This window comes from Bradyrhizobium sp. USDA 4541 (assembly GCF_024171085.1).
Taxonomy (GTDB): Bacteria; Pseudomonadota; Alphaproteobacteria; order Rhizobiales; family Xanthobacteraceae; genus Bradyrhizobium; species Bradyrhizobium australafricanum.
Map to the genome: position 1 here is coordinate 8,568,433 of NZ_JALJZF010000001.1, position 13,929 is coordinate 8,582,361.

A 13,929-nucleotide genomic window follows, 5' to 3' on the forward strand; every position below is an offset into this window, starting at 1 on the left:
ATCAAAAGCCGTGCCGGGGGCACATGTGTTGGGCACGGGTATCGCAGCGAGCCGCTGTACGTGGCCGCAGACGATGTCCTGGTTCGGGCAATCACAAGACAGGGCGGGCTTGTCGTAGCGCTGTCGACAGCGGCATGGATTGCCGGCACCGTGTTGCCGGCACACGCAGCCGGTGTTCAGGACACAAGAAGCACTCCTCGGGATGAGGCCGGGACAGGAAGTCTTCAGCAGAAACGGGCGTCAGTTCCAGCAGCAGACCAACGCCAGAAGAAGGTAAAGGCACGGCACATAGACATCGCGGCGCGATCGCAGACCCCCGTCAAAAAGCGGGCAGCAAACGAAGCCGCCGCTTATATGATTCAAAAAAAGCCTAACCCGTTCGCAAAATTCGAAAACCTTCGCGAAAAGGGATTGGTCGTCAACATACCCGGTCCGGCCGATACGGTCGTCCAGGATGCGGGAGGCGTGAGATCTGCGCTGGCTGAAGTCGGTATCGGGTATCTCTTGTGGTCACAGGTCACCTACACAAACAATCTGCTGCCTAATGCAGCCAAGAGCACCATCGCCAACCAGCTCTACAATGGGCAAAACCCGACATTCAACACCGTCAACTACATGTGGGTGACCTACGATCTCAGCCGATATGGCATTCCGGATGGCCAGATCGTCGTTGGTGCCGAGGAGCAATCCTGGACGTGGCAACCCGGCGGGCCGGATCGACTGGGCATCAATACGATTTCCTACTATCAGACTTTCTGGGACAGAAAGCTCGAACTCAAGGTCGGCTACCTCAGGAATTCACACGAATTCGCCGGCACCGTGGTCGGCGGGAATGCCGGCTCGAATGTTTTCGGTCCATCGTCGAGCATACTCTTCCAGGGGGGTCTGAGCGCTGCTCCGGCGCCGACCCCGGCTCTCAACCTGAAGTACAATTTCGATGATCACCTGTACACGAAGGTGTCTTTCCAGCGTGCCGACAGTCCCGACGGCCTGTTCACCCAGATCACCGAAAACCCCACGGGCCTGAACTGGAGCACGACGCATGCCGGCGTTCTCTACCTCGATGAGACCGGCTATCTGAACAAGGCCGCTCCGGGGTCGCCGCAGACCTGGCTGAGGGCGGGTGCTGGTTACAACACCAGCAGCTACAAAAGTCTGGCGCTTCCAAATCAGCAGAGAACCAATCCGAACACCTTCTATTACATCGCCGCGGACAGGCAGTTTTGGCAGACCAATGTCCAGGACTCGCCATCACGAGGGATTTACGGCGGATTCTCGGTCATGGGAGCCCCGCCCGATCTGAATACGGTCAGCCAGTACTATGAGCTCCGCTTTTATGTAAACGGACCTTTCGATTGGCGGCCGACCGACCAGATTTCCATCGTTGCGACAAATACGGTGTGGAGCAACCTGGCCGTGGACGCGGCGCTGGCGAAAGGCAAGCTTGTTCATAGGGACAGCAAGGCGATCGCGGCCACCTACACCGCGCATCTTGCGCCGGGAGTTTATACGAGCATAGGACTGACCTACATAAACAATCCAACCAGCATCACCTACACCCCGCAGATCGGACATGCCCTGAATTTCTCCGTGTCTACGAACATCTTCTTCTAGGCAACTGCCGCTAAGACGGGGCGCGGCCAATCAAGAGGATCGCGCGGCAGCGCCCCGTTCAAGGATGCGCTGCCGACTCCGTGGGTGAGTGCGGGAATACGAAGGACAGCGGCGATGCCGGAACGGAATCGGGGAACTCAGGTGACAATGAGCCGCAATACGACGTCGCTTATCGCGGTTTCCCACGTGTCGGTCGGAGCGGGTCCGAAAACGCAGCGCCTCCCGCAACATGGTGATCGCTGCTGATGCGCGTGGCTTTCCCTCGTTACCCGAGCTATCGCGGTCTATCGAGTCAATTGCGCCCGATACGTTCGGAGCACAGGCAAGATGAAGCAGCAATCCGCTTGGGGCGTTTGCCGGCGAGGATTATGGAGACGCTTCGATCCAGGCGATGGCTCGCGTAATTGCAGCTATTCCGCGGATTGCAACCAAGCGTTCTACCTAACCCGATAAACCGCCGAGGATGCCTCCCGGAGCGATTCAGTATGCGAGGCAATTGCCGACCAATCGTGTGGTAAGCGCCCATAGTGTTTCACTACTCACTACCATCGGCGTATCTTGAATTGCGTCGCTCGCCTGCTCGTGCGAGCCTTCAGGAAGCCGTAGTTTGCCTCGTCGAAAGCCGGGACGATGCCGTTAGCTTTACACCGCGCTTCGTAATCATGACGCCGCGATCCAAGCCGCTTCGCCCAGCCGAAACCACCGCGACCGCCGCCAGTCGGAAGCTTCTCTTGCACAATGGAGGATCCACCGGACCCATGACCGAGGTTGCCGACAACGCCCGCTGCCTGCTCTCGCAGGTGGCGATCTGCCCGATCAGGTCACCAGGGCACGAACTCCAGCAAAGTTACGACTTGGCCTATGCAAGGCTGTCCGCACCGCATGATCCTGTCCGCGAAACCCGTGCACATTTGTTCGGTAAGTTGCCGGTGACGGAAATGATCGAGCGGGGCAAGAGCAGCCGACCAGTTTCCAGTCGGCATCAATCGCGGTCCACGTCCAGATGTCGCCAGCATCAGCCGGTGCTGGCTTGACGAACTTCGTCCTTGGCGGAAGTGCCTGTGAATTAAAACGGGGACGCTACCGGGCTTCAAACCCGGATCGCTGTGGCAATGGCGCCACTTGGGCGGCTCATTTCGTTGACGTTTTTCCGGTAGTGTCTCAGTTTGAATTTGAGGCGGCAAAGCTAGCCTTAGCCTCGGCCAAACATGCGTCCAGTAGAGCTGTTATGTGGGCAACTTGATTTTCGAGGGCCTGATATGAAGTTTCTTCGGACGTTATTTTAATTCGCCCATCCATATCGCTGCCAAACGTCCGAGCGCGATGTAGGCGCTCGGCGGGATAGGAAGGCCGTCCTTCAGGACGCCCCGGCCAGAGCTAAAAACCAGCTCAATCTTTCTCGGCGCCTCATTAGCCTCTGACTGATGGTCGAACGGCATTTGACGTGTCTCTCCCTCGCGAGGCTGAAACGCTAGGCAATCCAAGTGCGATGCCGCTTTTCTGCGTCCACGGAAAAGGAAAGCTTTGTTGGCTCGCATTCAGCGACTTTGCCGTGGACGAATTTCAGGCAGAAATCGAGCTTGTCTAGTAACTCTTCGGCGGCCGCAACTACATCGGACATGCCGGAAAGCGAGCGATGGTGATAGACCGCATTCCGTGCTTCACGGACCTTGTCAAATTTGGCGGTAAAATCAGCGACGCTAAGCGGGTGAAACTTGGGCGAGAATATAGTCCAGTGCTCCTCGATAAGCTGGCGGATATGGCCAAGATTGCAATCGTGCATGAACTCATAGCCATTCATCATCGCGGCGACCGGCCCATTAGGAAACTGCTTCCCTTCCATATCTTGGATGATCGTACCGATTCTAAACGCGGCATGGCGGGCCAGCGGAACGCCCCCGATCTGAGAAATGTTTTTGGCCTTGCCGCCCTTTTTCAACTCCTCGTAAATGGCTCGCCACCAGCGCGCGTGCTTGTAGTGCTGCTCTAAAGTTACCGCCACAGTTGAGCGAAGAGCATTTTCGAAAGAATGGAAAACCGGGAAAAGCTGAGCATGCTCAGCCACTTTTCGATTGTAGACTGAGAAAATGGCGGGCCGCCAATCGTTGGGGCGGTATTTGAGGATTTGACCCTTGGTTCCCTCCTTGACTTCGATCAGGGAGGCCTCAAGTAGGAAAGGACTTACAAGGGTCAAATCGGACTGGAAAACCTCAACCTGGCTCGGGGTTGGGGAAAATGGCAGATAGTCGGTAAAGAATTTTGTTAAAAATTCGTAAGAGATATCTGGCATTTAGGGTACGACCGAGTATTTTTTAAGGAACTTGACAGGCGGCTGCTAGTTAGCGATAAACCTGACCACTCCGGGAGTGATGGCGCGTTGCGACATTTGCCTTTGGGCCGCTACCTGAGTCTAAACATCTTTGAAAGAGGCTCCCGAAAAGGGGGCCTCTTTCGCCTTTTAGGCCCGCATAAACTCCTCCCTCAAGCCCCATCCTGACTTCTCGCGCCGCTATTGAAAAATCGCGAAGACGCCGTGACCCTGATTGACAAGCGGACGGCACCGGGCCTGCGCGGACCCTATAAAAAATGAGAACTGGAAGAAATTTCAAACTGGGAAAATACCGTTTTTCTCCCACCATGTCGATATAATTCCATTATCAGAAATATGAATTGATAGGAATCATTATCATACTTGAATTCGCTATGATACATTATTATTATCAATTCGGCGCCTTGATTAGGATACTAAATCATGTCGTATTCGAGCGAAGAGCTTATCCGGACAGTTCGGGCCAAACGCACGCAAGAACACATGAGCCAGCGCGCTCTGGCCGTCCGATCGGGTTTGACCCAGGCGCACATCTCCCAGATTGAGACCGGCCGCCTCGAACCAGGCCTCTCGAGCTTCATCCAGATGGTTCGGGCACTCGACCTCGAAATCGTGCTCGTACCGAAGAAGCTGCTCCCGGCGGTAGAGGGCATACTGCGCTCGAACGCGAACGATTTCTCCCTTGAGGAGGGACTGTCGGACCTCTTCGCGAAGGCCGAACGCCTCGTTGCTAGGCAGAAGAAGCGCCACGGTAGCTCCGTGCCACTCGACCGCATCGCTGAGTACTTTCGTTTCTTGAAGCAGGTCCATCTTTCAAAGAACGACCTGGCCCTCATCAGCGACGTCGTCGACACATTGCGAAGCTATCACTCCGAACCGATACGCAAGCCTGTGTTGGAAAACTCCGCAGGAGTATTGCAGGACCTGCGCAACCGGATCGCACACAAGGTAGAGGCCCCCCGCCCTGCCTACGCTCTCGACGACGAGGATGACGATGCCTGACGTATCGGTCCTGGACGTACGCCTATACGACATCCCGGTCGCAACACTCACGCTCGTGCAGGGCGACCGGTCGTTGCTCGCGTTCAATCAGAACTACATCGACGACCCCGCCCGTCCAACTTTAAGTCTGTCCTTCAAGGATTCATTTGGAAACCTGCTCACCTCATTCAAACCTTATCAGCAAGTCCTTCCACCCTTCTTCTCCAATCTTTTGCCGGAAGGCTCGCTGCGTCGCTACCTCGCCGAGCGTGCGGGGGTGAAGGAAAAGCGCGAGTTCTTTCTCCTATGGATGCTGGGCCGTGACCTTCCGGGTGCCCTGTCGGTCCATCCAACGGAGGGGGAGGCATTGCCTCCCCAAGTCGGGGAGGATCTTACGCCGGACGAACGGCAGAACATGCTGCGCTTCTCACTCGCGGGCGTGCAGCTGAAGTTCTCCGCGCTCAAGAATGATTCGAAGAATGGCGGACTAACCATTCCAGTCGAGGGCGTCGGCGGTTCGTGGATCGTCAAACTACCGTCCCATCAGTACCCGGGCGTGCCCGAGAACGAATACTCGATGATGAGCTTGGCGAAGGACATGGGTATGGAAGTGCCCGAGCTCCAACTTATCGATGTCGGGGCGATCAAGGGACTTCCGGACGGTATCGGTGAGCTGAAAGGACGGGCGCTCGCCATCAAGCGGTTCGACCGCACTGCCGACGGGCCGGTCCACATGGAGGACTTTGCGCAGGTATTCGGCGTGTTCCCGGACGAAAAGTACGACAAGGCTAACTATCGGAGCATCGCGCGTGTCCTGGGCATCGAGACCGGCGAGGCCGGCATCGCCGAGTTTGTCCGACGCCTCGTGTTCAGCACGTTGATCGGCAACGCCGACATGCATTTGAAGAATTGGTCGCTGATCTATCCCGACCGCCGGATGCCGGTTCTGTCGCCCGCCTACGATCTGCTGTCGACCATACCGTACATCGCCGAGGACAAGATGGCGTTGAATTATTCGCGCACGAAGAAGATGGCGGAATTCTCCGTAGACGAGCTGAAACATCTGGCGGCGAAGGCAAAGATCTCGGAGAAGCTCGCCATCGATACAGCTGCGGAAACCGTCCAACGCTTCAAGAAGATGTGGGCCGAGCGCAAGGCAGATCTCCCCTTGGAGAAGAAAGTCGTCGAAGTCGTCGACGCGCACGCCGCTTCGATCCCGATTTACAACGAGCTTTGAGTCGTGGCCTACGATTTCGGAAACCTTTCGCCGGCGGACTTCGAGGATCTGGTTCGGGATCTCGTTGGACGGGAATTCGGCGTTAGATTCGAGGCCTTCGCGGCCGGTCCCGACGGAGGCATGGATGGACGCCATGCGCGAGGCGGCGCTGCCACGATCCTACAGGCGAAGCACTACGGAAGATCCTCCTACGCTTCGCTCAAGTCGCAGATGAAGCGTGAGCGAAGCGCCATCGAAGGCTTGGCTCCCGGCCGCTACATTCTGGCGACATCATGCCCCCTCACGCCGAAGAACAAATCCGAACTCACGGAGGCGATAGGCCCGTCGCTGTCGGGCGAGGGCGACATTCTGGGGCCGGGTGATCTGAACGCCCTGCTCCGCAAATATCCCGACATCGTTAAGTCTCAAATCAAGCTCTGGCTGTCCGACGCCGCCGTGCTCGACCGGGTCGTCCGGTCGGCGGCCCATGCCTACAACAGGATCACAAAGGAGGAGATCGAATCCAAGGTCCGGATCTATGCTTCGAATCCGAGTTTCGACGGAGCGCGCGACACGCTGGAAGCGAACCATGTGGTCATCATATCCGGGCCCCCCGGCGTCGGCAAAACCACCCTGGCGGAAATGCTATGCTATGCGTACCTAGCCGAGGGCTGGGAACTCATCGCCATCAGGAGCCTCGAAGACGGATTGGCCGCAATCGAGGACAAGGGAAAGCAGATATTTCTCTTCGACGACTTCCTGGGCAAGGTGGCGTTGGATCGTCATGCGCTGGCCCATAAGGACTCCGAACTTGCCAGATTCATCAAGCGGGTCCGCAAGTCGCCGAACGCCCGGTTCATCCTCACGACGAGGGCATACATACTCGCAGAGGCACGCCAGGTCTCAGAATATCTCGCGGACCGGCGCCTGGACGTAAGCCGGTACGTCCTCGACGTGGGCGCGTACACGCGGCGCATCAAAGCGCGCATCATCTACAACCATCTTCTGGCCGCGGAAACGCCCGCAGGTCACATTGCGGCACTCGTCGCAGGCGACATCGCAAAGATCGTCGACCACAAGAACTACAATCCTCGCATCGTAGAATGGATGACCGACACCAGCCGCATCGAAGAGATCGCAGCCGAGGACTATCCTGTCTCTTTCCTGCACGCCCTCGATCATCCAGGTCAATTGTGGGACATCGCCTTCCGCAGTCACATCTCGAAGACCCGGCAGCATCTACTCATCGCACTCTTCTTCGGCTCGCAATACGGCGTCAGCATCGATGAGCTGCGGGAGTCCTACGACGGAATGCATCCGATACTCTGCGCCAAGTACGGCGAGAGCCACGGACCAAAGGATTTTGAAGAATCCCTGCGGGTGCTCGAGGGGGACTTCGTCACGATACGAGGCACGCAGGTCGGTTTCGTGAATCCTTCCCTGCGGGACTATCTGACAGGATATCTCGAGGACGAGACCCTCCTGCTCGAGATTGCCCGCGGCGCGCGTCAGACCGACTGGGCGGAGGCCGTCTGGAGATTCGGCGCGCGTCTAAGTCGGTCGGAGACTTTCCAAAGGAAGCTCGGCGTTTGGTTCGTCGACGCGGCGGAACGATTCGCTGCGGAACCGACATGGACGGTCGTTCCTGGACATTATGGCCCCACGCGCCATCCTCGGGGGCTGTCGAATACCGATCGCATCCTGTTACTGATCGATTGGTGGTTGGCAACCGAAAATACCCGCTTCTCGGACATCGCGCTCGTCCTGGCGCGTTCGCCAGTCGACGGCTTGGACTCATGGCGCGACGGCGGTGAGGCAATCGAACTGATCGCGAAGCTGAGAGACGGAGACTATTTCGGTGACGTTCCGGGCGCCATCGAAATGGCCGACTATCTCGAGACGGCAGCCATCTCGATGCTCGAATCGCCCATGACCCCTGACGAATTGGAGAAGATATCCGATGCCGTCGACGAATGGCGCCACCTTCTTACCGACCGCCTCTTCTGCGCGCATGATGATGCGATAAGAAACGAGATCGAGAACGTTGGATCGGTCGTCGAGGAGATGGATTCGGAGTCGACCCTCAACGAACATATTGATACGATCCGCAAGCTCTCGGAGCGCGTCAATATGTCCTCCCAAGTGGTATCGATCGCCTTGAAGAAGGTCGAGGAGCGCATTGTCAAGCTCGGGGAAGAAACCGATGTCTCAAGTTCACCGTCGTTTGGTGGCAGCAAGCCACAGGAAGGCGACGTATTCGACGACAAGGCACTGAGAAGCCTTTTTCTTCCGCTGCTACACGGGTAGCGAACGCTTCTTGCTGACTCGGCTCTCCTTTGATCCCGAATATCCTACTTGGTGGCCGCTTTCATCATCGGCTTCCGGCACGCGGTAGACTTGAATCGAATGCCGGCTGATGCCGCTTGTGGCGTGCATCAGGCCTGAGATGGCCCTCTGACGAACCGCTTTTAAGCCGGAAAACCAACGTGACGACCTCGCGCCAAAAGTGCTACTTCTCGCAGCGCAGCGCCGCTCAATGCGACTGCTGATCACGTCGTGGTCTAAACGAGCTGGAGACTTGCGAGCGGCCACATACCCGAGAGCGCCGTTACACCGGCGCGGCGCCCATGATTCGCGCAAGGCGAGCAAGACCTTCCTCTAACGATTGACGCGAAACATCGGCAAGAGAGACTCGGATTCCGTCCAACTGGTTCGGCTTTTCGACCGAGAATTCAGAACCACTTCGCACCAGTATGCCCTCCATTCGCGCGCGCTCGACCAGTTGATCCCCTGAAAGGGCATCGCTCTTCAACCAGACATGTAATGCGCCAACGCAGGACGGAGAGACGCCGGGCATCAACTTCGCCAGGAGGTCTCGTCGCCATGCCGCTTCGAGGCGGATCGCTTGAAGCAGATCGTCGGCTGCGCCCTCCAGAATGGCGCGGGTCGCAATAGCCGCAGAAGGAACGGAGGCGTACCACATTGCCATCGCGCCGAATCGCGACATGACCTGCTCGATGGCGGACCTGTCGGGTGCGACGACATACGCGATCCGCGTACCGACGAAGAAGCATTTCGACAATCCCATTACGGTCCATGAAATATCAGGCGCAATATCGGAAAAGCCCGGTGGGAAATCCTCGCGAACGAGGCCCTGCGGGTCGTCCTCGAGGATCACGACGTCATGCCGGCGGGCGATTTCCGCGATCTGTGTGCGCCTGCCCGCTGGAATCGTACACGCGGTCGGATTCTGGGCGTTCGGCACACAATAGAGGAGCCTCGGCCGGTGAACATGGCAGGCCTTGTCAAACGCTTCGGGAATCAGCCCGTGGGCGTCCAGCAGCACGGGGACTAGGCGAATTCCGAGGATCTGCGCCGCGTCGCGCACCTGGGAGTAGGTAGAGGCCTCGACCGCGATCGAGTTGCCTCGACCGACCAGGGTCTCGAGAAGGATCAGCAATACATTCCACGTGCCGTTCGCCAGAAACAGCCTGTCGATCGGAATGCGCCCCCTGTTGCCCCGTGCGAGGAATTTTTGCGCCGCAATCAGATCATCCGTGCTGCCGAGACGTCGATGCTGACGCATTTCGTCCGCACCGTCCCATCGGCTTGCCAGCGACAGCAGCGTTCTTCTCAGGTATTCATCCGCTCCTGGTACTTTGGGAGAGGTAATTCGCCGAAGATCAATCATAGTTCATGTTTCTCACACTTGAATCGCGACCGCGACGATGACCCGCGGTATTGACGAATGAGGCGCAGGCAGTGCCGGAGTTACCCGGCCGGCGGTCAGCCCTGAGATCGGACCACGCAGCTCCAAGGAGCAATGAACGGGCTTGTCTCCCGGCCGTTTCAGCTGAGGTCAGCCATGCGAGTCCTCCGCTGCTGGCAACGGCTCAAGATCCTTGAAGGCCCGCAGTTCGTCCGTCACGGCTGTCAGTTGCCGGTTGAGATCAGCCAGCGCGCTGGCCGTTGCGCGTGCGCCCGTTTCGCCGACAAAGAAAAAGTGTCCTCCCTCGACGGTACGATTCATGACCCGCGGCCACTGCCCGGCCAGGGCACGCAGCCGCCCCCAGCTCTCCGGCGGCAGCCGCGTGAGATCAGTTCCTGCGAGATGGTTGCGCAGCAGCCCCATTAGACCAATCGCGCTCCATATCGCAGCGTCGGCCAAAGCATGCTCAGCGTCGGAGGATGCCGTCGGCGAAATCGTCGCGCACAACGGTGCCTGTTCGAAGGTGAAGGCCTGCGAGTCTGCTAGCGCAGCTTCAAGGCTGGTGAACCGGCCATCGACATCGAGGCGATCGATCTCGCCGCGAAGCATGAGCGGGCCCTCGCCGTGATAGTGGATGCCGTGTGTTTCCAAACTGATGACCGTGCGGCCGGCCATCCGGTTCACCTCTTCCAGGCCCGCAATCGTGCTGCAGTGGTAGAGGCTGGAATCCCACAGATCATCTGCCGTGACCGGCTCGCCTTCCGCGAGACGTGGCGAGAGGCCCGGCCAGGGCGGACGGGCGCAAAGCGACACAAAGCCGGTCATGAGGACACCGCGCTCCTTCAGGGCACGGTTGAGGCGCAACACGCCCTTGCCGGCCATGCTCCAGCCGGCCACCAGCACGGGCCGCCCGCCGACCATGTTCGCCGTGACGTCCGCCACCCCCGCCGCCCACCTCGACAGCGTCATGAAGGGATCGGGCTTGGAAAACACCGGATGACTGCTCGGATAGGAGATGGCGAGCAGCGCCAATCCAAAGGCCTGAAGATGGTAGTCCAGAAACTCTTCGCGGCGCGCTCCGGGATGACCATAGGCCACGCGCGCCAGGTGGGCTCCTCCTGGCAGGAACAGCACGACGGGCGCGCCGGGTTCGAGACGAGCGTGCACCAGAAACTCGCCCGAGGCATTCGCGACGAGGTTTTCGCGGCCGAACGGCGACGAGCGCCCCCGGGCGTTTCGTTCAGGACCGGACAGGGTCATGAATCCGTCCCCATGGCTGCAGCAGGGGCACGAGCCGACGAAACCCCGATCCTTGTGCTAAATTGGTGCGATCGCGCTTGAGGCATCAGTCACCCGCCCTTTCGCCGGCCGCCGTCATCCAGTTCGGGCGTGCCAGCGGGTGATCGCGCAGGATTGCCTGCCGACCCTCGTCCAGGCGTGCCAGATGACGTCGGCGCTGGTGATCGCTGCGCCAAACGGCAAGCTTCTCCAGGTAGGCTGCGCCTCCTTCCAACAGCGTGAGCAACTCGCTTGCATCCCTTGTCGAGCCTTGACGGTGGTTGCCGACGACGACGTAGACAGCTGACGTATGGGCACCGATGTCGATGGGGTGTTGTGTGTGCAACCTGCCGCGGCCGAAACAACGCGCCACGAGCCATGAGCTGTGGTCGACGGTGACCGTTGCATCCAGGCGAGCCGCCAGCCCGTCAGCACCTGCATTTGCGCTGGCGATGACCTGACCATTCTGTACGAGGTCGATGACTTCAAAGGGCTGGGACGAGCGGGCTTCCGCCCTGATACGCAGTTGCCCACCTCCCTCGGCCAGCTGAATCTCTTCCCCGGGCATCCTCCCGTCGACGCACAGTTCCAGCATCGGGCCGGTGGAGACAAACGTATGTCCGTGCGCGATGGCGGTACACCATCTGCCGTAATCGAATTGCGCGCCATCGCCGAGGAAGGCGTAGGTGCGCAGCGCGCCCAGCGCGGTGCCGTTGGACATCTTGTCGGTGCCCCCGACAGCAGGCAAGCGATAGCCCGCATTGAGGTAGGTGTACCATTGCCCGACGCCAGGACAGTCGAATGGCGTCTCTCCCCAATGACCGTCGATGTGGAGATGGGCCGTGAAGTCGAAGTTGAACCATCTGACTTCCACGGCGTCGATCAGGCCCAGCGCGATGGCCGCAGTCGCCTCCGCATGCGGCGTGGGAGTGAGCTGGTTGAACACGAGGCCGCCCTGCATCTTGCAGGCCGCGCACCAGTCAACCAGGCTGACCTCCTCCCAACCGCCGATTTCGTCGCGTTCCGGCCCGCCACTCGACAGCGGCAGGACCGGTTCCTTGAGGTTCAGCAAAAAGACGTCGCCCATCATGTGATGACGGTTTTCGCTGTCGATGCGCACTATTCGATCGCGTGAGCCATTGTTGTGTTCGCGCGCAATGCCATGGCCGACGCCTGTAAAGGCGCGGCCCCATTGAGCGGCCAGCAGGTTGGTGACGTTGACGTCTTCAGCCGCGCTTTCCAGCCCGGCTGTCACGGGATCAAGAAAATGGACATGGACATCGCCGCAATACCAGCCGCGCCGGCGGATATCGCTCCACCGCTCGAGTTCGAAGAGCAGTTCGGTCTGCCCTTTTTGAATCTCGAGAGCTGTGCGGATGACCTTGTATTCGAAGCCGTGAACGATTTCTGCGGCGATTTTTCCGACCGGCAGCATGATTTCGAAATGGCCAGGAACGTAGGCATAATTCATGCTGCCGAGCCGGAGGTCGCCCCCGACGTTCTGGCCCCAGGCATCATCGACAAATGCCGCATGAGCGAGCGGTGGCAAATACTCGCCGTGCTCGCCGCGAAAATGAACACGTGAAGGCAGCTCCTTGCCGTCGGCGGCATCGACCACCCGCACCGAGATCCGGACCCAATCGTGAGCGGCCAGCTTGATCGGCGACCTGTTCTCGAGAATATCCTGCCAGCGAAACCTGAGGAGTGAGCTCCCCTTGCGCAGGAGCAAGTGGGCCTGTTGCGCAGCCGTGATCTGCGCATAGATCGCGCTAGCCGGCCCTTTAGGCGCCGGCGCTCCCCACCCCTTGACCGAAGCAGTCAGCCACTCCTCGGTCGATTCCCGCGGCAAGACCGAACACTGGGTAATCGCCCCGAGGTCGATGGCCAGAGCGAGCTCTCCGGGCGCAAGACCGCTGACCGGGACAAATCCTGGATCCGGCCCGTAGTCATCCGGACAAGCCTCGCTGATCTTGCTGTCGGCCAGGGCGGCGAGGTCGATGATCACGCCTTCCCTAGCCCCGCGGCGCAGCGGATTGGCTGAATCGATCGAGAGGGTAATTCCCGCGATGAGCACAAGATCGGCATGGTGAGCCGTCAACTCGATCGCGACGATCTCCTTCATCGGCGAGGGATTTTCGAGCGCCATCAGCCAGTAGGTCTGGCGGCTGCCTGGGGCGGTCGTGATGCCGGTAAAGCGCGCACGGCTGTCGACCGGCAGGTCCTGGCTCTCGAGGCTCGGGTGCAATGGCTGGTAGCGCGTGTGAGGTAGTGCAGCATACCCTTGCGTGCCGATTGTCCCTTGCCGCCCTGCAATTTCGAATCGCCGCCGGACGGGAACGTGCACACGTCCGCCATCAGCAAACACGATTGTGTAGGTCGCCAGCAGTTCGCCGGTCTTCGCGTTCCGCTGTTCGAGATCGGTAAAGTGAGCAACCAGAATGCCGGCAGCGAGCTGCGGCTTCTGCAATCGGACGGTCTCTCGCCGCACGAACGAAGCAGCCCGGTCGGTCAATGCAAGCCAGCAACGCCCGTTATTGCCTGCGGGATCAACAAGGTTGAACGGAATGCCATGAAAAAACTGGCGGCCTGCGAGGAAGCCCTCCAGAGCAGCGCCGCCGCCGGAGGGCCATTGCCGCACTGCCGGTCCCCTCTCGCTCCAGCGCCGCTCGTCGTCGGCGGCCTGATGCGGTCCCGCATTGGCATATGGGGCAAGATCGACAGCAATAAAGCGAGGGCCGTCTTCCGTCGCAGAGGAGTCAAGATCAGGCTGGATAGGCTTCATTTCGCTCCCGGTCGAAGTTG

General features: G+C 59.3%; 9 protein-coding genes. 5 read left to right on the forward strand and 4 right to left on the reverse strand.

The features are described from left to right. Positions 1–60 precede the first annotated feature (60 nt). Positions 61–1,614, forward strand: a complete 1,554-nt coding sequence (locus J2R80_RS40750; RefSeq protein WP_253640683.1) for a carbohydrate porin — start codon at positions 61–63, stop codon at positions 1,612–1,614. Between the two features lie 758 nt (positions 1,615–2,372). After that, positions 2,373–2,648 carry a hypothetical protein gene (locus tag J2R80_RS40755; protein ID WP_143270738.1) on the forward strand — a complete coding sequence of 92 codons (276 nt, stop codon included), beginning with the start codon at positions 2,373–2,375 and terminating at the stop codon, positions 2,646–2,648. 437 nt (positions 2,649–3,085) lie between these two features. On the opposite strand, the gene J2R80_RS40760 is transcribed toward J2R80_RS40755, so the two are convergent. Next, positions 3,086–3,904 carry a hypothetical protein gene (locus J2R80_RS40760; protein WP_253640684.1) on the reverse strand — a complete coding sequence of 273 codons (819 nt, stop codon included), beginning with the start codon at positions 3,902–3,904 and terminating at the stop codon, positions 3,086–3,088. 462 nt (positions 3,905–4,366) lie between these two features. Between J2R80_RS40760 and J2R80_RS40765 the strand changes: the two genes are divergently transcribed. The 3 genes from J2R80_RS40765 to J2R80_RS40775 are packed head-to-tail and all read left to right on the forward strand — an operon-like array spanning position 4,367 to position 8,447. Further along, complete coding sequence (locus J2R80_RS40765) at positions 4,367–4,945, forward strand: helix-turn-helix domain-containing protein (RefSeq protein WP_253640685.1); 579 nt, start codon at positions 4,367–4,369, stop codon at positions 4,943–4,945. Then, entirely contained in the window at positions 4,938–6,161 is a 1,224-nt protein-coding gene (locus J2R80_RS40770) for a type II toxin-antitoxin system HipA family toxin (protein WP_253640686.1), read from the forward strand. The genes J2R80_RS40765 and J2R80_RS40770 overlap by 8 nt, the downstream gene beginning before the upstream one ends. A gap of 3 nt (positions 6,162–6,164) precedes the next feature. Continuing rightward, complete coding sequence (locus J2R80_RS40775; protein ID WP_253640687.1) at positions 6,165–8,447, forward strand: hypothetical protein; 2,283 nt, start codon at positions 6,165–6,167, stop codon at positions 8,445–8,447. 301 nt (positions 8,448–8,748) lie between these two features. Here the strand turns inward: J2R80_RS40775 and J2R80_RS40780 are convergent, their stop codons facing one another. The 3 genes from J2R80_RS40780 to J2R80_RS40790 all read right to left on the reverse strand — a co-directional run bounded on the left by J2R80_RS40780 (position 8,749) and on the right by J2R80_RS40790 (position 13,909). Then, on the reverse strand, positions 8,749–9,831 hold the full coding sequence (locus J2R80_RS40780; protein WP_253640688.1) for a PLP-dependent aminotransferase family protein: 1,083 nt from the start codon (positions 9,829–9,831) through the stop codon (positions 8,749–8,751). A gap of 168 nt (positions 9,832–9,999) precedes the next feature. Beyond that, entirely contained in the window at positions 10,000–11,109 is a 1,110-nt protein-coding gene (locus J2R80_RS40785; protein WP_253640689.1) for a hypothetical protein, read from the reverse strand. Between the two features lie 85 nt (positions 11,110–11,194). Continuing rightward, entirely contained in the window at positions 11,195–13,909 is a 2,715-nt protein-coding gene (locus tag J2R80_RS40790; RefSeq protein WP_253640690.1) for a CehA/McbA family metallohydrolase, read from the reverse strand. Positions 13,910–13,929 lie beyond the last annotated feature (20 nt).